Here is a 25,390-nt window from a genome sequence, read left to right on the forward strand (position 1 = left end):
TCGTAAGTCTGGATTAACCAATTCGGTGTTCACCTAAATAATTACCTGATCTCCACTACCCCATCCGCAACTTTTGGAAACATCTCTAACTGCCTGCCATCATGCCCCGGGATTATAAATTTAACATCACTGGCGAGCGTTTTCATTCGTTTCATCGCCTTTACATAGCCCTGGGGATCAAGCGTACCACCTTGCGAAGGTGGTACTAAATGTTCAAGGCTGTAATAGATCCAGATATTATCAGATGCTATGATCACCCTGTTTTTCCCGGTTTGTACCAGCACATATTGCGAATTGTAGGTATGCTTTGAACCGGTATAAACTTTTATACCTTTAATGATCTCTTTATCGTCGCCGTCTATCAGTTTGAGCCTGCCTGCCAAATTTAAATTAACGGTATTGATAACATCGCGCTTAGCATAACCACCTGTCTCTCCTGCTTTTTGCCACGCTGCGCCCACAAAAAACTCATAATCCTTCTTTTGCATCCAAACCTTAGCTTTCGGGAAAAGGCTTAAACCATCTATATGATCCCAGTGAGGGTGGCTTAAAATAATATCGGTTATATCCTGGGGCTTTACACCAAGCTTTAAAAGCGCCGAGTCCGGGCGCTGATAGGTTTTAAGTTTAAATTCTTTAGCATCTTCAATATCGGGCAAAAAGCCGGCATCAACCAAAATGTTTTTGCCGTTGCTACCTTTGATAAGCCATACCATAAAATCAATTTTAACCGGCTCATTTTTGGGGCCGTTCAATGCCCAATCGCCCACTTTAAATGGATATCCCGATTCGGCGAATTTTACAGCATAAATTTTATAGACAGGGGTTTGCGCATAAATGATGTGGCAACTAAGCATAAATGCAAAAACAAGCAGGCTGATTTTTTTCATAAAAGGTTACATTATCGCGAACCGAATATAAAAAATGCCGCGGCTAAACCGCAGGCATAAATAATTTTTAAATTAAACTAATAATAACCTATTTGTCATCTCGCGCTCGTTTGCAACGAGTGTGTAACCTGGGCTTGCGTTTATAACGCCACTGGCGATGCAATCGCTAAGCCATATTAAGCGCTCGTTGCAAACGAGCGCAAGATTAAAATAAACTGACTAAACCCTACTTGTCTGCTGGTTCCTCTACCGGCGTATACTTAGCAAAACTGGTCAGCAATTTCCTAACCTCCGATGGGTTCCGCAGGTAAAATTTGGCTGCCGAAAGATTACTGCCAACTTTAATGGTAATGGCACTTTCGGGCAGCGCTTTAAAGATATCTTCGTCGGTATAGTCATCGCCGAAAGCTATAATGAAATCATAATCACGGCCTTCCGTAAGTGTTAAAGCAGCTTTGCCCTTATTAACATCCATATTCTTCACTTCCAGCACCTTATCCCCTGCCAGTAACTGTAACCCTTTATCGCTTGCAAGGTATTTAAGATTATTCATCAGCTCGTTGGCCCTCAGTTCGCCAAGCCCGGCCTGGGCTTTACGGTAATGCCAAACCAGTGAGTATGTTTTCTCTTCAATGAACGAGCCCGGCGTACGGTCGACATAGGTCTCCAATATCGGATAAATATCATGCTTCCATTGATCGGTTAGCCCGCTTATTTTATGCCATAAAGTGCCGGGCTGCTTAAACCATGAACCATGTTCGGCAATAAGATAGATGTCGTTTTTCTTAAACCATCCATCAAGGTTTTCATGTTTTCGCCCGCTTATCAAAACCAATTGATTTGCAGGATCTTCAGCGAGTTTATTGATGATATTGTATAACTCCTTATCGGGAGAGGCCTGATCGATATTTGATTTAAAATTCACCAGTGTGCCGTCATAATCCAAAAAGATAATCCGCTTTTTAGTTTTGATATAACGGTTAATAATGCTTTGTTCGGTAGTGTTGCTTACATGCCTGGCCTGCAAGGAGCGCTGCATAAGTTTTACTTCTTTCAGCCTGTCCATAAAAATTTTAACCCAGTGTGATGTATTGAACTTCGCAACAAGCTGCCTCATCGGGATCATGCGCCGGCGCTGTTCTTCAAGCGGCATATTGATAGCCTGCAAAATCGCCCGGCAAACTTCCCCGGTATTATTAGGATTAACAATTATAGCGTCTATAAGTTCTTTAGATGATCCTGCCATTTCACTCATAATCAACACACCATCATTATTTATCCGGCTGGCGACATACTCTTTACTTACCAGGTTCATGCCGTCGCGCATGGGTGTAACCAGGCAAACATCGGCCGAGTAGTAGAGTGCCGACAGGGTTTCAATGGGGAATGAACGATAGTAATAGTGCACCGGGCTCCAGTCCATCGTGCGATACAACGCATTGATCTTCCCTACCTTTTTATCTATTTCATCCCGAAGGTGAGCGTATTGCGGTACCGTATCCCGGGATGGAACCACGATCATGTAAAGCGTAATGTGCTCAATACATTCCGGGCATTGTTCAAGCAGCAGCTCAAAAGCTTCCAGCCTCTGCAGGATCCCCTTGCTGTAATCAAGCCTGTCTATAGAAAGGATCAGCTTTTTGTTCTGGAAATTCTCTTTAATAAGCTCAATCTGCTGTTTTACATCGTCCTGCAGCGGTAGCGATGAATACCTTTTTTCATCGATCCCCATCGGGAACGACTCTATAACAACGGAGCGCTCGCCATTGCTGATGATATTGGCACTGGATGTTACCGGCAGCAGGCGTGTAGCCGCACCTAAAAAGTGGCGCACATCATCAAATGTATGTAAACCTATCAGATCGGCGCCAAGCATTCCATCCAACAGTTCCGAACGCCACGGGATTAACCTGAACATTTCATTTGACGGGAAAGGGATATGCAGGAAAAAGCCAATAGAAACATCCGGCAACTCCTGCCTGACCAGGGCGGGTAACAATAGCAACTGGTAATCGTGGATCCAGATCACATCGCCGGGCTCGGCAATACTGAGGATCATATCCCTGAACTTTTTATTTACCGCTTTATAGTAATCCCAGTTTGATTGTTTGTATGCAGCATAAGTTGAAGCGTAATAATGAAAAACGGGCCATAAAACCTCGTTGCTGAAACCTTCGTAGTATTGGTTGATCTCTTCCTGATCTAAAAAAACAGGAATCAGGCTTAACTCTTTTAATTCTTTTGTAACCTGGTCTTTATCTTCCTGCTCAGCAACTTCTATTCCGGGCCAGCCTATCCATACGTTATCGCCCTGTTTATATATTGAACCTAAACCGGTAGCTAATCCTCCCTCGCTCGGTGATGAATGGTATGCACCATCAGTTTTGGAAATTTTAACAGGCAAACGGTTTGATACAATTATTGTTTTCGACATATGAAGTAAATATTAATTAATATTTAAAAGACGAAAACACCCTTTTTGTTTTATGAAAAGAGGCTTTATGACATAAAAGTGTGATTTATAATCATAAAAAAAGCCGTCCTGATATTCGGGACGGCTTTCCATTGTTATAATTTTTCGGAGTTATTTTACTTGTTGGAAAAACTCGATGTTAGCTTGTTGAGTGATCCTTACCAAAACTTCGTGTTTGTCGTTTTTCAAGTCAACAAAATATGAAGTTGGCTCGATAGCGTCATTAATTGAAGTGTTAGCCTGGTAAACGATAACTTCGCCTACTTCGTAACCTTTGTAATCGCTGTTGATTTGTTTAAGGGCTTTTGCAGGGATAGCTTTGTTGTCAACACGTTGAGTTGTACCTAAAAATTCACCTTGTAGGTTGTAGAAAGCAGTTTTTTGAACGCCGTCAACAGTGAAAGTAGCTTTTTGAACGTTTTTGGTTACAGTCCAGTTAACGTTGGTAGCTTCAGCGAAGTCAGCAGTAAAGCCGTGTAATGCTACGTAAGAAACGTTGGTACCACCATCTGATTTTTTGCCACCATCAGCGAAAGCGTTAACGGTAAATAAGGCTGCAGTTGCTATTGTTAAAAATATCTTTTTCATGTTCGTTTAAATTTTAAATCCTGCAACAAAAATACACTACACTTATCAATATTTAAAATTTTCTTGAACTTTTATGAATATTTAATAATTATAGCCTTTTATAGCCACAAAATTTAAATTTTATCAATAAGCTTAGTGTATATTTTACAATATCTAAAAGAAAAAACACCAAATAATGGCGTTTCCTCGTTGCTAAACCGATTTATGTTGTCATGAAAATGTCATTTAGCCATTATCTGCAAAGCCCGGGTACAAAGTCATGCCCCCATCTGCAAAAATTGTGACCCCGGTAACGTAATCCGACTCATCAGAAGCCAGCCAAACTGCCAGTTTTCCGATGTCAGCCGGCTGACCTATCCGGTTGTAAGGGATGAGCGTCAATAATTTATCCAGCGCTTCCGGTGTTTCCCAGGCTTCCTTATTAATAGGTGTTTGTATAGCACCCGGCCCTATCCCATTCACCCTGATCTTATGCGGAGCGAGTTCCTGTGCTATGCTTTTCATAAACATCATAATACCTCCTTTGCTGGCCGCATAGTTTACATGGCCCGCCCAGGGAATTACTTCATGCACGCTGCTCATACAGATAATTTTGCCCGCAGCTTTGCTTCCGCCTTCAACTACACCGCGTTTTATAAACTCTTTAGCAGCCTCCCTGGCACAAAGAAACTGGCCGGTTAAATTGATGCTGATCACTTTATTCCAGTCGTCGAGCGTCATATCAACAAATCTGGCATCTTTTTGCAAACCGGCATTGTTTACCAAAATGTCAATAGTGCCATATTGCTTAAATATTTCGGCAAACATGGTTTTTACTTCGTCCTCGTGGCTTACATCGGCCTGAAATGCAAATGCCTCGCCGCCGGTGGCTTTGATCTGGCTTACAACATCATCGGCAGCGGTTTTATTATGTGCGTAGTTAATTAGGAGTTTGGCGCCGGCTGCAGCCATTGCCAATGCAACACCTTTACCAATGCCGCTATCGGCACCGGTTACGAGGGCTGCTTGTCCTTTTAATAGTTGGGGAGTATTGCTCATAGATAAACGTTTTTGTGTTTAAGATAAGCAATGGAATTGAGAAGGGAATTGTTTTTGCGCGAACCGGGATTTATGTGATTATTGGATTACATAACCAAACAATTCTGATCCTGTAATCTTAAAAATCCACCCAAATCCCGGTTCAGAGATTACAACGCTTTTATATAATCATGAAACAGGTACAGGGCTTTCTTTTTATCCGCTGTTAAATCATAATCTATTTTAACCATCAGGTAGTCGACCAGGTCAAAATCATCGCGCATGGGCAGTTCTTTAAACAGATCTTCGCGATGATCAAGGCCGTACTTTAACGACTCGTTAAACTCATCCATAAAATCCTGAGGGATAGGTTTATTAGCTATCCAGGCTGCAAAGGTGAATGGCAGGCCGGTCATTTTTTGCCATTCTTCGGCCAGATCGTAAACGTATTTGTATTGTTGTTTTTTGCCGAAGGTGCGGTCGCCTATTTGTACAAAGGCGGTTTGTTCATCTGCAGATTGAGCATAATCCGGCGCATTACTTACCTGTTTGGGGTTTACCAACCAATGGTTTTTCAGCAGCACACGGGCAAGATTATTTGATGAGCGTGATTGCGGATCAAGCTGGATAGTGGTTATATCCTTAATATCACAATTGCTGAAAATGAAAACAGAGTTTACCGCGCCTACGGCACCAATGCAGTAATCAGAGACAATTTCCCATTGCGGCAAACTCAGTGCTGCAGCAACCGGGATCAGACCAATATCAACCACATCGTCGATGAGCTTTTGGGCACAATCAGCCGGGATATCAAGGCTCAGGTTAATTTTATTAATGATGTCGGTATGTTGAATGCCGTATAAAAAGGGTTTGGTATTAGTGTAGCTTACTGCTGATATTCTGATCTTGTTCACAAATTCGCTATTTCTATTCTTCGGAATGTTTGAGGTGTTCGGCGTTATTAAAGTCGACTATTTCAAATTTTTGGCCATCGTAGTTTACCTTATATAGTACCAGGTTTTGGTGCGGAAAGGTATCCATTTCGGATAAGGGTTTATCTGTGAGGATACAAAGCAAAAGGCGTAAAGCGCGGCCATGCATACAAATAAGTACCGTTTTCTCGTCGGGGTGGCTCATGATCACCTCCATGGCTTCGCGCTGGCGCACCTCAACCTCAAGCGGACTTTCGCCACCTTCAAATTTACTGTCGAGCTTACCATCGAGCCAGTCACGCATAATCTGCAGAAAAGCAGCTTTATTATCAGTAGTTGGGGACTGGCCTTCGTGAATGCCCCAGGCCAGCTCATCCAAACCCGGAAGCTTTTCATAGGGAATCCCCAGATCAATAAAAGGCTGGATACTTTGCTGCGTGCGCTTTAATGCCGATATATAAATTTTATCGAACGGAACAGTTTTATAAGCCTCAAAAAACTGGCGGGCTTGTTTACGACCTTCGTCATTTAAATCGGTATCCACACCGCGGCCCTGTATAATACCAAGTTTGTTATACTCAGTTTGGCCGTGGCGTACTATATATAAGGTTTTTTGTACCATTTTCTTGAGCCCAAAGCTGAAAACCGAAGGCTTAAAGCTTTTTTGCTTTTATCTATGCTAAATTTATTGCTTTGCTTTAAGCTTTCGGCCTTTGGCTTTCAGCTTAAAAAGCTTAATTAATTACCGGTAATTTGTAATACTGTGGTTTCGGTTCGTCGCCGAACACAAAGTTGGTATAATCCGTTACTACATTATATAATGTATCACGTTCAATAGGCTGGCGGCCTACATGTTTAATTAACTCTACCACTTGCTTGGTGCTCATACCTGGATGCTGCTCTTCGGCGCCGGCCATTGAATAGATTTTGGTGGTATCATCAAGCGTACCATCAATGTCGTCAACGCCGAAGTTAAGCGAAAGCTGTGCGGTAGTACGACTGATCATAGCCCAATAAGCTTTAATATGGTCGAAGTTATCCAGGTAGATGCGGGCAACTGCGTAGTTTCGCAGATCTTCAATTACCGAAACCTCGGGTACGTGCGACATCTGGTTATCCTTATTACGGAACTTAAGCGGAATAAAAGTTTGGAAACCACCTGTTTTGTCCTGCAGTTGGCGTAAACGCTCCATGTGGTCAACGCGGTGTTTATATTGTTCAATATGCCCGTAAAGCATCGTGGCATTTGAACGACCGCCAAGCTTGTGCCATTCTTCATGAATGGCCAGCCACTGATCGGCAGTACATTTATCTTTCGAGATCTGGTCCCTTATTTCAGGATCAAAAATTTCAGCGCCGCCGCCGGGGATAGAATCAAGTCCTGCTTCCTGCATCAGGCGCATGCCTGTGGCGTAATCAATTTTGGCTTTTTTAAAGATGTAGTGATATTCAACCGGGGTAAGCGCTTTAATGTGCAGCTCGGGGCGATGCGCGCGGATGCGGGCGAAAAGTTCCTGGTAAAAAGGCACATCATATTGCGGCAGCACACCACCTACAATGTGAACCTCAGTAACCGGTTCGCCATCATACTTGGTAACCATGTTGAACATTTCATCCATGGTGTACTCCCATCCTTCCGCCTTTTGTTTCAGCAGCCGCGAGTACGAACAAAATTTGCAGTCGTAAACGCAAAGATTGGTGGGCTCAATATGAAAATTACGGTTGAAATAAGTTTTATCGCCGTGGCGTTCCTCGCGGATGTAGTTGGCTAAAGCGCCAAGATAGCCAAGTTCGCCCTGCTCGTAAAGCAAAACGCCTTCATCAAAAGTGATGCGTTGTTTGTCAAGAACTTTTTGAGCAATATGCTTTAAATCAGCAGATAAATTCGGATCGTTAAGTAAAAACTGTAAATTATCTGAATTATGCATCAATTAAAAATTTGGTCAAAGGTACTAAAAAGCACAAAAGTAATATGCGTTATGACACATATCGGCCAAATTTCACGGTAAATTACATTAAAGTTACAGAGCCTTGATCTCGCTTATGGAGATGCCTATCGCGCAATCATCCTGGCAACCATTAGGTACATAACTGGCTCCTGATATCATGCCATCATTATTGGTTTCAAAATAAATAGTGTTTGTTTTCTTATCTGCCGCAAGCCATTCGTTCTTTGCTTTCTGGTAAACTTGGTCGAGGGTTATTGATGCAGCACCTGAACTGTGCTGGTTTAACGAAGTTTTATCCTCATGCCATTGTTCCCTGATAGTTTTAACAGGGGGCATATTTGCAGTTTTATATTCCAAAACATACGATGAAAAATCCCTCGCTGTAACAACGCCATTTTGAACGGTGATCTTGGTTTCGGAGCCATAACCAAAAACTGAACCGGCATTAACGGTATAAGTATAGGAGTTTTTACTTTCGGCTTTAAAGTTTTGCCATGCTTTATAGCTTTTGTCATAAGCGCTATCATTGGCATCTTTTTTACAGGCAGATAGCCCAATAATAACAAACAGGAAGATAAGGCACTTTTTCATGCGGTTTGGCTTTTAAACTTATTCGATAAAAAATATAAAAACGCTACAGCTAATAACAAATATTCTTGTTTATTTTGGGCGATAACACATTATGCCATGAAAATTGAAACTATAGCCATACACGCCGGTAACCATGTTGATGAAGCAACAAGGGCCGTTATACAACCCATTATTATGTCAACCACGTTTGAGCGCGGTGAGGATGGCGGTTTCCCGGCAGGTTATATTTACAGTCGCTCATCGAACCCCAATCGTCATGCACTGGAGCATGTGCTGGCTAAGTTAGAGGGAGGTGTTGAAGCAGCTTCCTTTTCATCAGGTAATGCGGCCGGAATGTCGGCATTTCAATCATTGGAGCCGGGCACGCATATTATCGCTCCTGATGATATGTATCACGGCTTACGTAATCAGCTTAAAACCCTTTTTGCCGGCATCCTTACCTTCGATTTTATTGATGTAAACGATACCGGGGTTTTACAACAGCACATCAAGCCCGAAACAGGTTTGATCTGGATAGAAACACCATCGAACCCCCTGCTTAAAATAACCGATATTAAAAGGGTGGTTGCTATTGCCAAAGCAAAAGGCATTAAAGTTTTGTGCGATAATACATTTGCCACCCCTATGTGCCAGCGACCAATTGAGTTAGGCGCGGATATGGTTATGCACTCAGCCACTAAATATTTTGGCGGACACAGCGACCTGATGGGCGGCGTTTTGATTACTGCAGAGAACAACGATTGGTGGACAAAAATCCGCCAGGTGCAGGAAATGGGCGGCGCTATCCCCTCGCCTATGGATTGTTATTACTTGGTACGCAGCATCAAAACCCTGCCATATCGCGTAAAGGGCCATGTACAAAACGCTCAATTACTTGCCGAATATCTTGAACAGCACCCTCACGTTGAACAGGTAATGTACCCCGGCTTACCTTCGCACCCGCAACATGAGATAGCTAAAGATCAGATGCTGGCTTTTGGCGGGATGTTATCTTTTACTATTAAGGGCGATGAGAATGATACGCATAATATTATTAACAAACTAAAACTATTTATCAAAGCCACCAGTCTTGGCGGCGTGGAAAGCCTTATAGAACACAGGGCTACAGTTGAAGGCCCGGATACCAAAACACCACGTAACCTGCTAAGGGTTTCAGTTGGGCTGGAACATATTGATGATTTAATAGCGGATATGGAGCAGGCATTATCGAGGTGAAAGGAGAAAGGTTAAAGGCGAAAGGTAGCTGCAATTGTTAAGTCCAAAGTTGTTCTCGAATCAACCTTTAACCTTTCGCTTTTTGCCTTTCACCTCAAAAAGAAATAAAATTTGGTATATTACCTCACAATCCCTTATATTCGCAACATTATTTGGTATCAATACCAAGGTCGATCAATACTCCGCAACATAGTTCGGGTTTTGATTTATAAAGAAGCGGCGAGAGATCAGGCTCAATGACCCGCTGGCAACCCTTCAATGTTGAAGAAGGTGCCAATTCCTGTCCCGGCAAATAACACCGGGGAATATAAATTTATAACCATGAAAAGTTTAATTAAATTTACGCAACGCAACACTTTTTACACTTTAAACGGTAACGTACAACATATTAGCTCCCCTATTGGCTGTATTTGTATGTGTTGCTGCTGTTGATGCTTAGCACGCTCCTGTTTTCATTCTCTGAAAAAGTGTGTTGTTAAACCGGTTGTTTTTAAACCGGCTTTCCAAATCCATCTAAACATTCAAAATCTAAATTAAACACATTAAAAAATTACAACTATGTCTGCCTTAAAATTCGAAACCTTACAATTACATGCCGGCCAGGAAGTTGATCCAACAACAGGTTCACGTGCTGTACCCATTTATCAAACTACTTCGTACGTATTTAACAGCGCCGAGCATGGTGCAAACCTATTTGCATTAAAGGAGTTTGGTAATATCTATACCCGCATCATGAACCCTACTACCGATGTGTTTGAAAAACGCATCGCGGCGTTAGAGGGCGGTGTGGCCGCGCTGGCAACAGCATCCGGCCAGGCCTCACAATTTATAGCTTTAAATAACATCCTTCAGGTAGGTGATAACTTTGTGACTTCTCCTTTCCTGTACGGCGGTACTTATAACCAGTTTAAAGTAGCGTTTAAACGCCTGGGCATCGATGTGCGTTTTGCCAAAGATGATACTGCGGCCAATATTGAGGCTCTTATTGATGATAAAACAAAGGCCATTTTCCTGGAAACCATTGGTAACCCGGGCTTTACCATTGCCGATTTTGAAAAGGTGAGCGAGGTTGCCAAAAGACATGACCTGCCATTAATTGTTGATAATACTTTTGGTGCCGGTGGTTACCTCTTCCGCCCTATTGAACATGGCGCTAATGTGGTTGTTGAGTCAACCACCAAATGGATTGGCGGGCATGGTACCAGTATTGGCGGCGTCATTATTGATGCAGGCAATTACAATTGGGGTAACGGTAAGTTTCCGCAATTCACTGAACCATCTGAGGGGTACCACGGGTTGATATTTAACGATGTATTTGGCATTGGCGGTCCGTTTGGCAATATCCAGTTTATTATTCGTGCCCGTGTGGAAGGCTTGAGAGATTTCGGCCCGTCGCAGGCTCCATTTAATTCATGGCTGAACATTCAGGGACTGGAAACACTTTCGTTACGCGTGCAACGTCATGTTGATAATGCCCTGCAACTGGCTAAATGGCTGGAGCAGCATTCGCAGGTGGCAAGCGTAAATTACCCGGGACTGGAATCATCGCCATATCATGAGCTGGCTAAAAAATATTTAAAGAATGGTTTCGGTGGCGTATTGTCATTCGAGATTAAGGGGAGTAAAGAGCAGGCCGGCCGATTGATCAACAACCTGAAACTGGTTAGCCATTTGGCCAATGTTGGCGACGCAAAAACACTCATCATTCAGCCATCGGCAACTACGCATCAGCAATTGTCTGATGAAGAGCAATTGGCTGCCGGTGTTACGCCAGCTTCATTGCGCGTGGCTGTTGGTATTGAGCATATTGACGATATTAAAGCTGATTTTGAGCAGGCTTTTGCAAAAATTAAGCAAGGTGAGGGTGAGTTAGTTTAATAATGTATAGTTTTTTTAAGTGATATAGTAAACGTTATTGCAGGTTGCAGCCGGAAATACCGGTTGCACCTGAAATAACAAAACAACAGAATGAACGCAGAGATATTTAAATACACTGATACTTTTGAATTTGAATCGGGCCGTACAATTGAAGGTTTAGAAATAGGTTTTCACACTTATGGCCGGTTAAATAAGGAAAAAAATAACATTGTTTGGGTTTGCCATGCGCTTACTGCCAACAGCGATGTATTTGACTGGTGGAAAGGGCTTATTGGCGAGGGGTATTTTTTTAACCCGGAAGAGCATTTTATAGTTTGCGCCAATATTTTGGGTTCTCCTTACGGCACTACAAGTCCGTTGAGCATTAACCCGGTTACCGGCCATCCATATTATCTTTCATATCCCCAGTTTACTACAAGGGATATGGTTAAAGCGCACCAGTTGCTTGCCCAGCATTTAAACATTAATAATATCAGTGTATTAATTGGAGGTTCATTAGGCGGCCAGCAGGCTATGGAATGGGCTATTATTGAGCCGGAGCGCATCAAAAATCTTATTCTGATAGCAACTAATGCCAAGCATTCACCATGGGGCATTGCCTTTAACGAGTCGCAACGTTTGGCTATCACTACAGATCGTACCTTTTACAGCAATACGCCCGAAGGCGGTCAGAAAGGCTTAAAAGCTGCGCGCAGTATCGCGCTTTTAAGTTATCGTACTTATAAAACTTACGGCATTACCCAGCAGGAAGAAGCCGACGATGTGCAGGACAATTTCCGTTCTTCATCGTACCAAAATTACCAGGGGCAAAAGCTGGTGAACCGCTTTAACGCCTATAGTTATTGGTACCTGACCAAAGTGATGGACTCACACAATGTGGGCCGGGGCCGTCACGGTGTAGATAAAGCGTTGAGCCTCATCAAGGCAAAAACATTAGTTATCGGCATCTCGTCGGATGTTTTATTCCCTGTTGAAGAACAGCAATACCTGTTCAGGCATATCCCAAAAGCTGCCTTTTCCGAGCTGGATTCGTTTTATGGGCACGATGGATTTTTAATTGAAACAGAAGCATTAACAAAAATATTCACATCATTTTTTAAAACCGATGTGAAAGGAAAAATTATAGAACTGCAACGTACAGCGTAATGAGTAAAAAGTTAAATATCGGCCTCTTCGGATTTGGAGTTGTTGGCCAGGGGTTATATGATATCATCAAAACAAAGCATTTAAATATCGAGATAGTAAAATTTGCTATTAAAGACCCTAATAAAAAACGTTCTTTACCGGCACATTTATTTACTACCGACAAAGAAGAACTGCTTAATAACCCGGAGATCAATACCATTGTTGAACTGATCAATGATACCGAAGCTGCTTTTGAAATTGTTTCAAGAGCATTAAAATCAGGCAAAAATGTAGTATCTGCAAGTAAAAAAATGATCGCCCTGCATTTGGACGAACTGATCGAAATTCAGCATCAATACGGCACATCATTATTATATGAAGGCGCTGTTTGCGGTAGTATCCCTATTATCCGCAATTTGGAAGAATATTATGATAATGAACTACTGCATTCAATCAGCGGTATTTTCAATGGCTCATCAAACTATATCCTTTCAAAAGGCTTTATTGAAGGGCTCGATTATGATAGCGCATTGAAACAAGCCCAGGACCTGGGTTTTGCCGAAACCGACCCAACCAGTGATGTTGGTGGTTTTGACGCCAAATACAAGCTGGTTATTGCCGCAGCGCACGCTTATGGTGTAGTTGTACAGCCCGATGAGGTATTTAACCTGGGCATTCAGAACCTTGCAGCTGCCGATTTGCAATATGCCCGCGAAAAGAACCTCAAAATTAAACTGGTGCCGGTAGCCAAAGAACTTGACGACCGCAACGTTGCCCTGTTTGTATTACCTAAGTTTGTAAACGACAAAGAGTTTTTATACAACGTTGAGTATGAATATAATGGCGTAACTGTACAAGCTGCCTTTGCCGATCAGCAATTCTTTTTCGGGAAAGGCGCGGGCGGCCATCCTACCGGTTCGGCTGTACTGTCGGATATTGCGGCGCTGCGCTATAACTACCAGTACGAATACAAAAAAGCTAAAGAGAAAACAGACCTTAATTTTACCAATAACATTGAATTAACCATTTACCTGCGTTATGATGACGAGGAACTGGTTGAAGCGCTGAACTTTGAGCATATCAATGAGCGCTACTATTCAGGTAATTATAAATTTGTGATAGGAAAAATCAATTTGCAAAATCTGATCGCTAATCAACATCGTATATCTGAGAGTAAGGCTTTCGTAGCCTTTGCCGATCAGCTTACGGGGGTCAGCTTAGCATCGGTAACTAAACAAGCGGCCGAAGTGTTTTAATAGATTCTCCGGTTGTTAATAAAAAAAGGCTTCTCAAATTGGGAAGCCTTTTTACATTTAATTATTTTTCTACAGCTTATTTAGCTGGTTCCGTAGCTTCTTTAGCCGAGTTCAGGAACACAAACTGGTTATCAAACATATCTATTTTAATAACGCTGTCTTTATCAACTGTACCCGCCAGGATCTGTTTACTCAACTCGTTCAGGATCTTTTTCTGGATAACGCGTTTTAACGGGCGTGCACCAAATTGAGGATCATAACCTAACTGGGCCAACCAATCTAAGGCTTCATCGGATGCTTCGATAGTTACACCCATTTCAGCAAGCGTTTGCTGTACCTGTTTAAACTGCAGCTTAACGATATCATGAATTTCATCACGATTAAGCGGAGTAAACATGATGATCTCATCTATCCTGTTTAAAAACTCCGGACGGATAGTTGCCCTTAACAAATTGAACAGCTCATTCTTGGTTTTTGCTATCAGTTCATCGCGGTTTTCGTCCTCCAGGTTCTGGAAGTTTTCCTGGATGATGTTTGACCCGATGTTAGAGGTCATGATGATAATAGTATTCTTAAAATTCACCACACGGCCTTTATTATCAGTTAAACGGCCATCGTCCAATACCTGCAGCAGGATGTTAAATACATCGGGATGGGCTTTTTCAATTTCATCCAGTAAAACCACACTATAAGGCTTGCGACGAACGGCCTCCGTTAACTGTCCGCCTTCATCATACCCAACATAGCCCGGAGGCGCTCCTATCAGCCTTGAAACAGCATGGCGTTCCTGGTATTCACTCATATCTATCCTCACAAGCGCACCTTCATCATTAAACAGGTATTCGGCCAGGGCTTTTGCCAGTTCGGTTTTACCCACACCGGTTGTACCTAAAAATATGAACGAACCTATTGGCCTGCGTTTATCCTGCAAACCTGCACGGCTGCGGCGGATGGCATCACTTATCGCCTCAATAGCTTCTTCCTGTCCTGCCACACGTTTGTGCAGTTCATCTTCAAGATTGAGCAGTTTTTCACGTTCGCTCTGGATCATTTTGCTAACCGGGATGCCTGTCCAGCGGCTTACTACACCGGCAATATCATCGGCGGTAACCTCTTCCTTCAGCATGCGGCTGTCGCTTTGGTTTTCAAGCAGGGCGGCTTTCAACTTTTCAACTTCGGCCTGGGCTTCAACTATAGTTCCGTAGCGAAGTTCCGCTACCTTGCCGTAATCGCCTGCACGTTCGGCCTGTTCGGCTTCCAGTTTATAGTTTTCAATCAGCTCAACCTTAGTATTAATACCGTCAACAAGGTCTTTTTCGCCTTTCCATTTGGCACGTAATGAATCACGCTGTTGCGACAGGTTGGCTATTTCCTCACTTAGTTCGGCAACCTTACGGTCGTCTTTTTCACGTTTGATAGCTTCACGCTCAATTTCAAGCTGCATGATGCGGCGTTCCAGTTCGTCAACCACTTCCGGTACCGAATCCATTTCAAGGCGAAGTTTTGAAGCGGCTTCATCCATCAGGTCGATAGCTTTATCCGGTAAAAACCTGTCGGAAATATAGCGTTGTGACATTTCGACAGAGGCGATGATCGCTTCGTCTTTGATCCTCACTTTGTGGTGGGTTTCATAGCGTTCTTTCAGTCCGCGCAAAATAGATATGGCGTCGGCAGCATCAGGTTCTTCAACCATCACTTTCTGGAAACGGCGTTCCAAAGCTTTATCTTTTTCAAGGTACTTCTGATACTCGTTAAGGGTTGTAGCACCAATTGAACGAAGCTCGCCACGGGCAAGGGCAGGTTTCAGGATATTGGCCGCATCCATAGCGCCTTCTCCCCCGCCTGCACCTACAAGCGTATGGATCTCATCTATAAAAAGGATGATCTCTCCATCGCTTTGGGTAACCTCTTTTACAACGGCTTTCAACCGTTCTTCAAACTCTCCCTTATATTTGGCGCCTGCAATGAGTGCGCCCATATCCAACGAGTATACAACTTTGGTTTTCAGGCTTTCAGGCACGTCGCCTTTGATAATCCTGAAAGCAATACCTTCGGCGATAGCGGTTTTACCAACACCAGGTTCACCAACCAAAATCGGGTTGTTTTTGGTCCGGCGCGAAAGGATTTGGATAACACGGCGAATTTCATCGTCGCGGCCTATAACCGGGTCCAACTTGCCCGAACCGGCGTATTCATTCAGGTTACGGGCGTATTTGTTGAGGGCATTATAAGTGGCTTCGGCGTTTTGATCGGTTACTTTGCTATCGCCGCGGAGTTCAACAATAGCTTTTTTCAGATCCTTTTCATTAACACCCGAATCTTTCAGGATGTTGCTTACCGCACCACCCGCAGCTAAAATGCCTAAAAGCACGTGCTCAACTGATACAAATTCGTCTTTAAATTCTTTTAAATATCCCGAAGCTTTTTGTAAAGCCGAATTTGCTTCAGACGAAAGGTACACGTTGCTGCCGCTTACCTTGGGGAAGGATGCAATCTGCGCATCTAAGGTATCGTTTAACCTGTTCAGGTTAACATTTAATTTCTTTAATAAGTAGGTAATTACGTTTTCATCAACCAGCAATAAGCCTTTAAGCAGATGCGCGGTCTCGATTGCTTGCTGTTGGTTACCAACAGCAATTTCAGACGCCTTTTGTACGGCTTCCTGAGCTTTTATGGTAAAATTGTTAAAATTCATAGTACTCATGGTTAATCAAATTATCGGCCATCGTACCTATAGTGAAAAATTGTCATTTAAAATTAAACCACAATGACACTTTGCCATGATTATTAGCAATTTAGATACTATCATGTTTAACAAACTACAGGGCAAATTGTCGTTTTGCCATGCTAAATAAATCTGTTGGGCTAATAACAAATGAATGATGACGCTAATGGTTGGGTAGAGTCTTAGTTTGAATTTAAAGCGGTAAATCTACAATATGCGACTATTAAGGCTATTATTCCAACGGCAAGAAGCATCGGTAACATTTTATATTCCTTCTTAATTGTATGGTTGATAATGCCTGCTATCATGATCAAACAATAGCCAATTGCTGTTATAGGAGTGAGTATAGGCGCTATTCCGGTTAACCACGGCAATATGATTCCCAAACACCCTAATAACTCCAATACGCCGAGAATACGGATAGGTAGCAAATTTCCATCAGGCTTAATATGTTTGTCAGCAATATGTTTTTCTCTGCTTCCGCTGATCTTTCCAACACCAGGCATTACAAAAAAGGCGGCAAGAATCGCCTGCAATATCCACACTACAATATTCATAATTATTCAGCTAAAGATAATAAAAGTAAGTTGCTAATATTTAAAAATGAGACATCACCAATAGCTGTAGTCCTGCTGTATATGTGTATTTTTATAATTATGAGATATCGCCGTGCTGATGGAGTACGCCGGCGCAGGTTTAACTAATCGAGTTTATCCACTTTCACCAGATTACAAGTCCAGGCAAGCGGTTTTCCGCCATTTCGCCCGTCAACTACTCCGCTTGTCTTCATCGTCTTTTTATCACTACCTAAAGTGTATAATTTGCGTACTGCCTGCCTTTCAGATCGTAAGTGGCGTCAGGCCTCGCGTCAGTGATCGTTAATACATAAATGTTATCTGATAAAACTTTAAAAGTACCGCTGTGCGTAACAATCTGCCTCTCATTTTCCTTTGCGATATTATAAAAGCTTCCGTCTGATTTAAATACCACTTTACTTCCGGGATTGGTTGTGTCGTTCCAAATACCAACAAACGGCTTAATTTCTTTCTGATTAGCCCTTTCTACAGTTCTGCAGGAAAAAGTTGTTAATACAGTAATAAGAATTGCGATAGATTTAAGAGATTTCAGTAACATGTGATTTTGGTTTTATGTGTAAATTAGATTTATTCCTTTTAAAAAAACAATCAAAGTTCAACAAAATAGGCTTATATCTTCTTTGACCGAATATTCAGTAAAAAGGGTTAACCACGCACTGTCACATTCCTGTTACAATTTTTATAAATATTTTCATAATTTTGTTTAATCCATAAAATATAATTGAATACCCATTTCTTTTTTAACAGTCTCCCGGTAAAATACCGGTCGCAATACCGTTTGCATTATACTTACCAAAACCTGGTAGCCATAAGGGGTGCCAGTATAGTATTTTTATTGCTTAATGTAATTATCCGTATCCTTTATCTTGTATTCCCCATTAGCTTAACCAAAGCTCAAAACTTTCCCGAGTTTAATTTCAGCAACTGGGTTTTTATTATTATAACTCCCGTTTTCCTGATAGCGAGTAACCTTTTTATCGTTAGCTTCAAAAGCCATAAAAAAGCTACAACAGGCATGTCATTGCTTGTATTTTTGTTTGCGCTTTATATTATTGTTTGCGGCATGTATTCCAGCTTTATAGCCACCTCCAATCCGAGTAATGCCCTCACCTTATATCTTGTCGCATTAAGCTTAATCAGCGTGATAATTGTTTTTGAATACTATGAAACCGTATTGCTGCTTATTGCCGTTGAGCTTTTTTTTACTTCCCTGCTATTTTACAGTGAAACGCCGGCTACGGATATGTTGTATAACCAGTTGATCTCAGCTATCTTACTTTCCGGCTTTTATTTTATCTCAAGGTACTTTTTTTCCTACAAAGCCAACTATTATCTTCAGGTGATCGAGATTCGCGAAAAAAACTCGGAAATTGAAAAAGCAAGCGAGTTTAAAAACCAGGTGTTGGGTATGGTTGCCCATGACCTGCGTAACCCGATAGCTGCTGTTGAATCAATTGCCATGATGATGGAACTGGATGAGGTAGATGAGGAAACACAAGACAACATCCATATGATCAAAGCATCCTGCGTAAAAGCACGGAGTATTATTGATGACTTACTGGAGGCAGCCCGAAACGAGAACATAGCGGTTATTGAAACTCAAAATACCGAGCTTAACCAATGGCTTAACAACATAGTGGGCGAATGGAAATTACAGCTGGGCAATAAAGTTAATGTGCTGTTCAGCAGTTCGGTAGGTGTTGCCCATGCGCTCATAAACCATGAAAAATTTCATCGGGTTATTGATAATCTGATCAGTAACGCGGCGAAATTTTCAAAAGATCAGGATAATGTAGATGTACGCCTGCTTAAACTAAACGATACGGTAGTTATTGAAGTTCAGGATTACGGCTTGGGCATCCCTGCCGATATGCTGCCGGAAATTTTTAACCAATTTTCAAAAGCAGGCCGAGCCGGTTTACGCGGCGAAAAGTCGACCGGACTTGGTTTGAGTATTGTACGCCAGATTATTGAAAAGCATAAAGGCATTATCAGCGTTACCAGCACCGAAGGACGGGGGTCAACGTTCAGGATCACCTTGCCGGTGGTTAATTCGTTTTAGGATATTAAACAGGTCTTTGTTTATCCGGTGGCTTCTCTTACAGGACAAAAAAGTGGTGTCATACTGCTTGTCGATGTTTGTCGGGCGGGCCTGCCCGCGCAAGTCTTCGGCAATGTACCCATGGCAACTTAAAAAACGGGTGTCATACTGAGTAAATTAAATCCGGCGGCCTCTGAAGGTAAAATGACATCTGCGTCACATGATTGCTGTAAGGAATGAAGCAATCCCCGATAGGCTGGTAACGGGCTTCATTAGTATTTGACTTACATCGTCGCGCTCTTGGCCGCGCGGGGCCAGTTACTTTTGTCGCCACAAAAGTAACCAAAAAGGCTTGCAGCAGAGAGGCTTCTTTGCGCACAACCTGGCCCCATAGCCATCGGCGCGGCCTTCACCCTGCAAAACGAACAGAACCGCGGGCTGCAATTATTTTGCCCCGATTCGCACGCAATGCCTCCGCTTCTGCAAAAACTTGCTATGCCCCCTGCAGCCGCACCGCCCAGCATCGTTCTGCTCGTTTTCACCCGAAGCTGATCTGCTGCGAAAAACCACATTTTTTATCTTGTCATGGGTAGCTCGTCGAAGTATGGAGGGCAGGCCTCTGCACACGAGTCTTCGACAGGCTCAGACTGACAGTCCCTCTTTGTCATCTCACCTTCATAGTTCATGGATTTAATCACTCAGCATGACGGCGTAGATGCGTCATTTCACCTTCAAGCATTTATAATTTGCTATATTAAACAACCTCAATGGTCACGGTACCTCCTGCCTTAAGGGCCTCAAAAATCTTTGTATTGAGTTTAGCTGTAGCCATTGTACTATGCAGAACAGCATCAATGCCTTTATCTTCACCAGGGAGAAGGCAGCCGTCGGTGTCCCTGGCAAAATTGCCAACATGGATCTCAATTCCGGCGAAACCGGGTACATCCTCTAATAATGGCAGGTTTTCGTTGTGTTTGGGGCTGAAAAATTTGACTACATTATAAGTTCCTGTAGGGATGGCTGTTTGCGTTTTAATTTTTATTGATGCAATTTGGGCAAGGCTCATACCGCTATTTAGCCCTCTATCTACGTCCTCCAGGATAAAACATTCGAAGGCGCCATTTATTGATAGTTCGCCAATGGTTGATTGTTTGGTTTTGATTTTTCTTTCGAGTTTTAAGTTTAGGTTCATGATGCCGGTTTTTAATTGCTAATATTAACAATTAAAATACTAATTATCAATAGTTTGTATTGATAAAAGTAAATTTATCTTTGAAGATTATTCTTCCTTTAATTTATAAAACCTGCTATCAAAATTAACCAAAAATAATTCGGTGGTAGCTCGGGTGAGCGCGGTATAAAACCATCGCAAAAAATCCATATTGATCATCTCATCGGTTACATACCCCTGATCAACAAAAACTGCATCCCATTGGCCACCCTGTGCTTTATGGCAGGTAATGGCATAGGCAAATTTTATTTGCAAGGCATTGTAATAAGGATTAAGCTTCAGCTCATTGTGCATGGCCCTTTTATTAGGTAAATGTTCATAATCCTTAATTACTTCCTGGTAAAACCGTTTCTGATCATCCTGGCTTAACGCGGGCGAATCGGCATAGAGCGTATCAAGCAAAACCTTACAATCGAGGGTTGGATCTTCGGCATAGTCAATGAATTCCAGCTGCACATCGGCAAAACGAAAACCATACATCTCTTCGGTGCGGCGTACTTTTACTATACGGGCAATATCGCCGTTGGCAATAAACGCGGTACTATTTTCATCTTTATCCTGCAGCCAAAAGTAATTGTTCTTTACTATCATGATCTGATCGCCGCCGGTAAGCTCTTCCTCCCGGTATAAAATGCGGTTTCGAATTTGTCCGTTGTACAAATTGGCATTTTTGTTTGAGCGGCAAATGATAAGTGTACGATCATAGCCGTATTTGCGATAGGCATATTCCAAACCTTCGGGCAATCGCTCACCGGTCATCCTGAAAACATCTTTAAACCCCTTGGTTACAATTTTAGGGATCTCTATCATCTCCTCACGGATCAGATCGCGGATATTGGTGGCATTATATAAGATACCCGAATTCTTTTGCTGGCGCAAAACCTCGGTAAGTTCATAACTGAATATCGACAGCCCAAATTTATCACCCATAAGCTGCACGTCGAGCGCGGGGCTGTCGTCGGCCCCTACAGGCGGTAACTGTGCGGTATCGCCTACCAGTATCAGCTTGCAGTTTTTATCATTATAAACATATCTCAGCAAATCAAGCAATAACGACACGTGATTGCTGCCCATGGCCTCATCCGAGATCATGGAGGCCTCATCAACAATAAAAAGCGTATCGCTGGACAGGTTATCGGCAAGGGCAAAACCATCATCGATAGTTAAGGCCGATTTTTTACGGTAGATGCGTTTATGGATAGTAAAAGCTTTACGCCCGGAGTAGTTGGTAATGACCTTGGCGGCGCGGCCTGTTGGGGCCAGCAGCACTGCTTTATAATTATAATGCCTCAACGCTTTTACCAGCGCGCCCACAATGGTTGTTTTACCGGTGCCGGCATAGCCTTTCAGAATAAAGCATTCGTCGCCTTCGGTACTTTTTAAAAAGGCATGCAGCTTGCTAAAAAGTTCCGTTTGCTGGCCTGTTGGCTCATGCGGAAATGACTGGCGGATATGATCGGGACTTAACACCCTGCAAAAATGATGATAAGTAATTTAATTCAGTAAGATTAGTTTTACATTTGAGCCATGGAATTTGACGAAAACAAAGAGGACGAAAAATACAGCGAAGACGATTATGTAGATATTTACTCCAAAAGGGCGATATTTTGGTTTTCGTTTTTTAACCTGATATTTGGCGGGGTGCTGCTGGTTATCAATTTATACAATGCAGGTTACAGAAAGGCAGTTCCGGCGGTGCTGGCCTTTGTATTATTTTTTTCTTATCTCTCCTACTTTGTTATCATGCATTCGGGCGTCAATCTGCAACAGGTTGTTGATGCTATGAATGTAACGGCCAAAGGCGGCCAGCCAACACCAGCGCAGGTTACAGCAATGCTTTCGGTAGCAGGCCTTAACATAGGTTTTGGGCTGATTGGTGCTTTGATTCTAAGCCAGTTTTTTTTCAGGAGATATTTTCCGGATAATGATTATTATCCTAAGCCTGTAGGGTTGCCGATTTTGATATTTATCATCCTGATGATATTAACCCGTATTTTATAACAGCATACCAATTTGGACCGCGGTAATTACTGTATCTGCCAAAAAATATTACTTTTGTTAAAACCGGTATGAACGAACACAATTATACTTACCACGATGATAACTTTAGTTTAGATAAAACTGAGGATTATACTTTATTAATACAGGTTGAAGACAAATCGTTTTCGTACGCCATAAGTAATAACGGCAAGCTAATAGCCTGGGCCGAAAATTATCCGTTTGATGAGCTAAGCGATCCGCAGGAATTGCTTGACCTTCTTTCGGCCAAGTACGGGCAAATAATTATCGGTTTACCTGCTCACAGCTTTACGCTGGTGCCGGCAGAATTGTTTAGCGGTGAGCGCCTGCCGAACCTGGCCCGCTTCCTTAATGTAAAAGACGACGGCAAAGTTATAGCCCAGGTATTAGACAAACAAAATGTCATCGTATACAATACCAGCGAAACAATTGTGAGTGCCGCAGAAGAATTTGGCATCCATAATACCGTTTTTACATCAAAAGGCTGGTTAACTGCCATTGCCCAAAACAATCCCGGCAACGACTGCCTTTACCTCAATATCGAAAAAGAAAAGGTGGAGATAGCTCATTTTGCGTCCGGCAAACTGCGTTTCTATAACTCATTTGATTTTATTGGCGATGATGAACTGGTTTACTTTACCGTGCTGGTTGCTAATGAACTTAACCTCGAAGCTAAATATACCAACTTATATGTAAGCGGTAACATTGATGTCGACAGTAAAGGACTAAGTCGCCTGGCCGAATTTTTCAAAGTGGCCGAAGTCAATAATTTACAGGTGTTACAATTACCCGCGGAGGTTGTAGCTCACAGGGTGTTATCAATAGCGGCTCTTTCATTATGCGCATTATCGGAGGCAGTTTAAAAGGCTTAAGGCTTAATCCGCCAAAAAATCTTCCTGTTCGTCCTACAACCGATTTGGCAAAAGAAGCTTTATTTAATATCCTGCTTAACCAAATTGAGTTTGAAGGCATTAAAGTGCTTGACCTGTTTAGCGGCACCGGCAATATCTCGCTTGAATTTGCTTCACGCGGAGCTTCGGAAGTTATATCTGTCGACAGAAGTATTCATTGCGTTAATTATCTTAAAGATACCTCGCGGCAGCATAAGCTTACACAAATAAAAACTTACCGCGAAGATGTATTTAAATACCTGAATATTGAAACGGAACAATACGATCTGATATTTGCCGACCCGCCGTATGATCTGAACAGGATCCCCGATTTGCCAAAAGTTATTTTTGAAAAAAAACTGCTTAAACCTGATGGCCTCTTAATTATTGAACACCAGTCCCTGCAAAATTTGAGTAATCATACCGCTTTTGTTGAACAAAGAAAATACGGGCATTCGTCATTTTCGTTTTTCAGACCCGGTTTAGATACCTGCCGTTAAAATAACTATCCCGCTTTCTTTAAATCCATTTAACCGCTCAGGATCTGCATCGGTAATGATCGCGTTGATGATATCTAAGCCTGCAAAATTAAGGTAGGTTTCCTTGCTTATTTTACTGGCATCACACAGAATGTAGGTAAATGCGCTGTTTGCAGCGAAGGCTGTTGTAATGGATGCTTCATGTTCACTATTGGCGAACAATCCTGCTTCCGAAATACCGTCAACACCCAAAAAAGCTTTGGTTGCCCTATACTTTTGAATATGCTCAATAGCTGTAGTTCCATGTACAGCCTGTCGCTCTTTATCCAGCTCCCCTCCTATTATATTAACACTCACAGCGGTATCCTGAAGCTCATATACTACAGGCAATGAATTTGTTATCACCTTTATCTTCTTGTTTTTAATGAACTGGCATAACCTAAAAACAGTACTCCCGCAATCCATAAAAATAATATCCCCGTCGGTAATTTGTGACGCGGCCCTGCGGCAAATGGCATCTTTAACAGCTGCGTTTTGAGCGCTTTTATTCACAAAGCTATGTGGCTTTTCATGAGGATTAACTTTTGTTGCACCTCCATGTGTGCGGTAAAGGATCCCATCGGCCGCCAATTGGTTCAGGTCGCGCCGTGCTGTAATTTCTGAAATGTTTAGTTCGGCAGCCAATTGCTTTATATCAACCTCTCCGCTTAGACTGAGCTGCTCAATTATTTTTTGTTTTCTTTTTGGAAAGTTCATTTTATTAATCCTATTTTCGTTCAAAAATAATCATCATTAATCATAAACGATCAAATAAAAATGAATCAAATCAAAATACTTAATACCGATATTTTATCAGATAACTGGTACGTCCTTAAAAAAGTAACTTACGAGGTTACGGAAAAAGACGGTAATACCGCTGTGCAAAGCCGTGAAGCTTATGACCGCGGCAACGGCGCAACCATTTTGCTTTATAATAAAGCACAGTCATCTGTAATATTAACCAGGCAATTCAGGCTGCCAACCTATATCAACGGAAACCCCGACGGAATGCTGATTGAATGTTGTGCCGGTTTGCTTGATAAGGATAATCCGGAAGATTGCATCCGTAAGGAAACAGAGGAAGAAACCGGCTACAAAATAACCGATGTTAAAAAGGTTTTTGAAGCTTATATGTCGCCGGGATCTGTTACCGAAATTCTTTACTTTTTTGTTGCCGAATATGCCAAAGAAATGAAAGTTAGCGATGGTGGCGGGCTCGCCCACGAAAATGAAAATATTGAAGTTTTAGAGCTGCCATTCAGCGAAGCCCTGCAAATGGTAAAAACCGGGGAAATAAAAGATGGCAAGACAATTATGCTTTTGCAGTATGCTCAGTTGGCTTCGCTGGTTTAGTGTTGATTTTGTTGATGAGGTGAATGGCGCATTTTGTCAGATATAAAGTCGCGCATTAAATAATGCTGATAAAAGGCAAAAAACAATCGTTCATTTAAACAAT

At 42.3% G+C, this 25,390-nt stretch carries 23 protein-coding genes and 1 riboswitch; of the genes, 9 read left to right on the plus strand and 14 right to left on the minus strand.

Features of this window, described 5'->3' with window-relative positions:
- Positions 1–41: 41 nt before the first annotated feature.
- From ACP26M_RS08090 to ACP26M_RS08125, 8 genes are all read right to left on the minus strand, one after another.
- On the minus strand, positions 42–890 hold the full coding sequence (locus ACP26M_RS08090) for an N-acyl homoserine lactonase family protein (RefSeq protein ID WP_426587769.1): 849 nt from the start codon (positions 888–890) through the stop codon (positions 42–44).
- Positions 891–1,116: 226 nt separating this feature from the next.
- Positions 1,117–3,324, minus strand: a complete 2,208-nt coding sequence (locus tag ACP26M_RS08095; protein ID WP_426587771.1) for a bifunctional alpha,alpha-trehalose-phosphate synthase (UDP-forming)/trehalose-phosphatase — start codon at positions 3,322–3,324, stop codon at positions 1,117–1,119.
- A gap of 150 nt (positions 3,325–3,474) precedes the next feature.
- Positions 3,475–3,951, minus strand: a complete 477-nt coding sequence (locus ACP26M_RS08100; RefSeq protein ID WP_090525550.1) for a hypothetical protein — start codon at positions 3,949–3,951, stop codon at positions 3,475–3,477.
- Between the two features lie 225 nt (positions 3,952–4,176).
- Positions 4,177–4,989, minus strand: a complete 813-nt coding sequence (locus tag ACP26M_RS08105; RefSeq protein WP_426587774.1) for an SDR family oxidoreductase — start codon at positions 4,987–4,989, stop codon at positions 4,177–4,179.
- A gap of 149 nt (positions 4,990–5,138) precedes the next feature.
- Entirely contained in the window at positions 5,139–5,882 is a 744-nt protein-coding gene (locus ACP26M_RS08110; RefSeq protein ID WP_426587776.1) for a menaquinone biosynthetic enzyme MqnA/MqnD family protein, read from the minus strand.
- 13 nt (positions 5,883–5,895) lie between these two features.
- A complete protein-coding gene (locus ACP26M_RS08115; protein ID WP_426587778.1) occupies positions 5,896–6,522 on the minus strand; it encodes a histidine phosphatase family protein in 627 nt (208 codons plus the stop codon).
- A 112-nt stretch (positions 6,523–6,634) separates the two neighbouring features.
- The gene (gene mqnE / locus ACP26M_RS08120) at positions 6,635–7,828 is read right to left on the minus strand and encodes an aminofutalosine synthase MqnE (protein ID WP_426587780.1); all 1,194 of its coding nucleotides are present in this window, start codon (positions 7,826–7,828) and stop codon (positions 6,635–6,637) included.
- Positions 7,829–7,921: 93 nt separating this feature from the next.
- Positions 7,922–8,440 (minus strand): hypothetical protein, encoded by a 519-nt coding sequence (locus ACP26M_RS08125; protein ID WP_426587782.1) that lies wholly within the window; start codon positions 8,438–8,440, stop codon positions 7,922–7,924.
- 96 nt (positions 8,441–8,536) lie between these two features.
- Here ACP26M_RS08125 and ACP26M_RS08130 point away from each other — a divergent pair, with 96 nt between their 5' ends.
- The 4 genes from ACP26M_RS08130 (at position 8,537) to ACP26M_RS08145 (ending at position 13,914) form a co-directional block, all read left to right on the plus strand.
- Positions 8,537–9,655 carry a trans-sulfuration enzyme family protein gene (locus ACP26M_RS08130; protein WP_426587784.1) on the plus strand — a complete coding sequence of 373 codons (1,119 nt, stop codon included), beginning with the start codon at positions 8,537–8,539 and terminating at the stop codon, positions 9,653–9,655.
- Between the two features lie 203 nt (positions 9,656–9,858).
- A riboswitch (SAM riboswitch) is annotated at positions 9,859–9,969 on the plus strand.
- 244 nt (positions 9,970–10,213) lie between these two features.
- Positions 10,214–11,533: an O-acetylhomoserine aminocarboxypropyltransferase/cysteine synthase family protein gene (locus ACP26M_RS08135; RefSeq protein WP_426587786.1), complete on the plus strand. Its 1,320-nt coding sequence runs from the start codon at positions 10,214–10,216 to the stop codon at positions 11,531–11,533.
- Positions 11,534–11,623: 90 nt separating this feature from the next.
- Positions 11,624–12,679 (plus strand): homoserine O-acetyltransferase family protein, encoded by a 1,056-nt coding sequence (locus tag ACP26M_RS08140; RefSeq protein WP_426587788.1) that lies wholly within the window; start codon positions 11,624–11,626, stop codon positions 12,677–12,679.
- The gene (locus ACP26M_RS08145) at positions 12,679–13,914 is read left to right on the plus strand and encodes a homoserine dehydrogenase (RefSeq protein ID WP_188832303.1); all 1,236 of its coding nucleotides are present in this window, start codon (positions 12,679–12,681) and stop codon (positions 13,912–13,914) included. Before ACP26M_RS08140 ends, ACP26M_RS08145 begins: the two co-directional genes overlap by 1 nt.
- A 76-nt stretch (positions 13,915–13,990) precedes the next feature.
- Here ACP26M_RS08145 and clpB read toward each other — a convergent pair whose 3' ends face one another.
- From clpB to ACP26M_RS08160, 3 genes are all read right to left on the minus strand, one after another.
- Positions 13,991–16,609 carry an ATP-dependent chaperone ClpB gene (gene clpB, locus ACP26M_RS08150; protein WP_426587791.1) on the minus strand — a complete coding sequence of 873 codons (2,619 nt, stop codon included), beginning with the start codon at positions 16,607–16,609 and terminating at the stop codon, positions 13,991–13,993.
- 212 nt (positions 16,610–16,821) lie between these two features.
- Positions 16,822–17,196: a DoxX family protein gene (locus ACP26M_RS08155; protein ID WP_426587793.1), complete on the minus strand. Its 375-nt coding sequence runs from the start codon at positions 17,194–17,196 to the stop codon at positions 16,822–16,824.
- Between the two features lie 250 nt (positions 17,197–17,446).
- Positions 17,447–17,773 (minus strand): hypothetical protein, encoded by a 327-nt coding sequence (locus ACP26M_RS08160; RefSeq protein WP_426587795.1) that lies wholly within the window; start codon positions 17,771–17,773, stop codon positions 17,447–17,449.
- Between the two features lie 183 nt (positions 17,774–17,956).
- Between ACP26M_RS08160 and ACP26M_RS08165 the strand changes: the two genes are divergently transcribed.
- Entirely contained in the window at positions 17,957–19,297 is a 1,341-nt protein-coding gene (locus ACP26M_RS08165; RefSeq protein ID WP_426587797.1) for a sensor histidine kinase, read from the plus strand.
- 733 nt (positions 19,298–20,030) lie between these two features.
- On the opposite strand, the gene ACP26M_RS08170 is transcribed toward ACP26M_RS08165, so the two are convergent.
- Positions 20,031–20,468 carry a DUF5675 family protein gene (locus tag ACP26M_RS08170; RefSeq protein ID WP_426587799.1) on the minus strand — a complete coding sequence of 146 codons (438 nt, stop codon included), beginning with the start codon at positions 20,466–20,468 and terminating at the stop codon, positions 20,031–20,033.
- 87 nt (positions 20,469–20,555) lie between these two features.
- Complete coding sequence (locus ACP26M_RS08175; RefSeq protein ID WP_426587801.1) at positions 20,556–21,977, minus strand: ATP-dependent DNA helicase; 1,422 nt, start codon at positions 21,975–21,977, stop codon at positions 20,556–20,558.
- Positions 21,978–22,034: 57 nt separating this feature from the next.
- Here ACP26M_RS08175 and ACP26M_RS08180 point away from each other — a divergent pair, with 57 nt between their 5' ends.
- From ACP26M_RS08180 to rsmD, 3 genes are all read left to right on the plus strand, one after another.
- Complete coding sequence (locus ACP26M_RS08180) at positions 22,035–22,508, plus strand: hypothetical protein (RefSeq protein WP_373613637.1); 474 nt, start codon at positions 22,035–22,037, stop codon at positions 22,506–22,508.
- A gap of 68 nt (positions 22,509–22,576) precedes the next feature.
- Positions 22,577–23,389 carry a DUF3822 family protein gene (locus ACP26M_RS08185; protein WP_426587803.1) on the plus strand — a complete coding sequence of 271 codons (813 nt, stop codon included), beginning with the start codon at positions 22,577–22,579 and terminating at the stop codon, positions 23,387–23,389.
- Positions 23,365–23,916 carry a 16S rRNA (guanine(966)-N(2))-methyltransferase RsmD gene (gene rsmD, locus ACP26M_RS08190; protein WP_426587805.1) on the plus strand — a complete coding sequence of 184 codons (552 nt, stop codon included), beginning with the start codon at positions 23,365–23,367 and terminating at the stop codon, positions 23,914–23,916. Before ACP26M_RS08185 ends, rsmD begins: the two co-directional genes overlap by 25 nt.
- Here the strand turns inward: rsmD and ACP26M_RS08195 are convergent.
- Positions 23,899–24,651: a DeoR/GlpR family DNA-binding transcription regulator gene (locus tag ACP26M_RS08195; RefSeq protein WP_426587807.1), complete on the minus strand. Its 753-nt coding sequence runs from the start codon at positions 24,649–24,651 to the stop codon at positions 23,899–23,901. The genes rsmD and ACP26M_RS08195 overlap by 18 nt on opposite strands.
- Before the next feature lie 60 nt (positions 24,652–24,711).
- On the opposite strand from ACP26M_RS08195, the gene nudK reads away from it, so the two are divergent.
- Positions 24,712–25,287, plus strand: coding sequence for a GDP-mannose pyrophosphatase NudK (gene nudK / locus ACP26M_RS08200; RefSeq protein ID WP_426587809.1), 576 nt, complete (start codon positions 24,712–24,714; stop codon positions 25,285–25,287).
- Positions 25,288–25,390: the final 103 nt, after the last annotated feature.

It is taken from the genome of Mucilaginibacter sp. R-33 (assembly GCF_049949235.1).
Taxonomy (GTDB): Bacteria; Bacteroidota; Bacteroidia; order Sphingobacteriales; family Sphingobacteriaceae; genus Mucilaginibacter.

Bases quoted from the DNA above. Each gene is read 5' to 3' on its own strand.
- rsmD (WP_426587805.1), top strand. From the start codon at position 23,365: ATGCGCATTATCGGAGGCAGTTTAAAAGGCTTAAGGCTTAATCCGCCA.
- ACP26M_RS08170 (WP_426587799.1), bottom strand. From the start codon at position 20,468: ATGAACCTAAACTTAAAACTCGAAAGAAAAATCAAAACCAAACAATCA.
- ACP26M_RS08195 (WP_426587807.1), bottom strand. From the start codon at position 24,651: ATGAACTTTCCAAAAAGAAAACAAAAAATAATTGAGCAGCTCAGTCTA.
- ACP26M_RS08185 (WP_426587803.1), top strand. From the start codon at position 22,577: ATGAACGAACACAATTATACTTACCACGATGATAACTTTAGTTTAGAT.
- ACP26M_RS08125 (WP_426587782.1), bottom strand. From the start codon at position 8,440: ATGAAAAAGTGCCTTATCTTCCTGTTTGTTATTATTGGGCTATCTGCC.
- ACP26M_RS08160 (WP_426587795.1), bottom strand. From the start codon at position 17,773: ATGTTACTGAAATCTCTTAAATCTATCGCAATTCTTATTACTGTATTA.
- mqnE (WP_426587780.1), bottom strand. From the start codon at position 7,828: ATGCATAATTCAGATAATTTACAGTTTTTACTTAACGATCCGAATTTA.
- ACP26M_RS08140 (WP_426587788.1), top strand. From the start codon at position 11,624: ATGAACGCAGAGATATTTAAATACACTGATACTTTTGAATTTGAATCG.
- ACP26M_RS08105 (WP_426587774.1), bottom strand. From the start codon at position 4,989: ATGAGCAATACTCCCCAACTATTAAAAGGACAAGCAGCCCTCGTAACC.
- ACP26M_RS08145 (WP_188832303.1), top strand. From the start codon at position 12,679: ATGAGTAAAAAGTTAAATATCGGCCTCTTCGGATTTGGAGTTGTTGGC.
- clpB (WP_426587791.1), bottom strand. From the start codon at position 16,609: ATGAATTTTAACAATTTTACCATAAAAGCTCAGGAAGCCGTACAAAAG.
- nudK (WP_426587809.1), top strand. From the start codon at position 24,712: ATGAATCAAATCAAAATACTTAATACCGATATTTTATCAGATAACTGG.
- ACP26M_RS08180 (WP_373613637.1), top strand. From the start codon at position 22,035: ATGGAATTTGACGAAAACAAAGAGGACGAAAAATACAGCGAAGACGAT.
- ACP26M_RS08115 (WP_426587778.1), bottom strand. From the start codon at position 6,522: ATGGTACAAAAAACCTTATATATAGTACGCCACGGCCAAACTGAGTAT.
- ACP26M_RS08095 (WP_426587771.1), bottom strand. From the start codon at position 3,324: ATGTCGAAAACAATAATTGTATCAAACCGTTTGCCTGTTAAAATTTCC.
- ACP26M_RS08090 (WP_426587769.1), bottom strand. From the start codon at position 890: ATGAAAAAAATCAGCCTGCTTGTTTTTGCATTTATGCTTAGTTGCCAC.
- ACP26M_RS08135 (WP_426587786.1), top strand. From the start codon at position 10,214: ATGTCTGCCTTAAAATTCGAAACCTTACAATTACATGCCGGCCAGGAA.
- ACP26M_RS08155 (WP_426587793.1), bottom strand. From the start codon at position 17,196: ATGAATATTGTAGTGTGGATATTGCAGGCGATTCTTGCCGCCTTTTTT.
- ACP26M_RS08100 (WP_090525550.1), bottom strand. From the start codon at position 3,951: ATGAAAAAGATATTTTTAACAATAGCAACTGCAGCCTTATTTACCGTT.
- ACP26M_RS08130 (WP_426587784.1), top strand. From the start codon at position 8,537: ATGAAAATTGAAACTATAGCCATACACGCCGGTAACCATGTTGATGAA.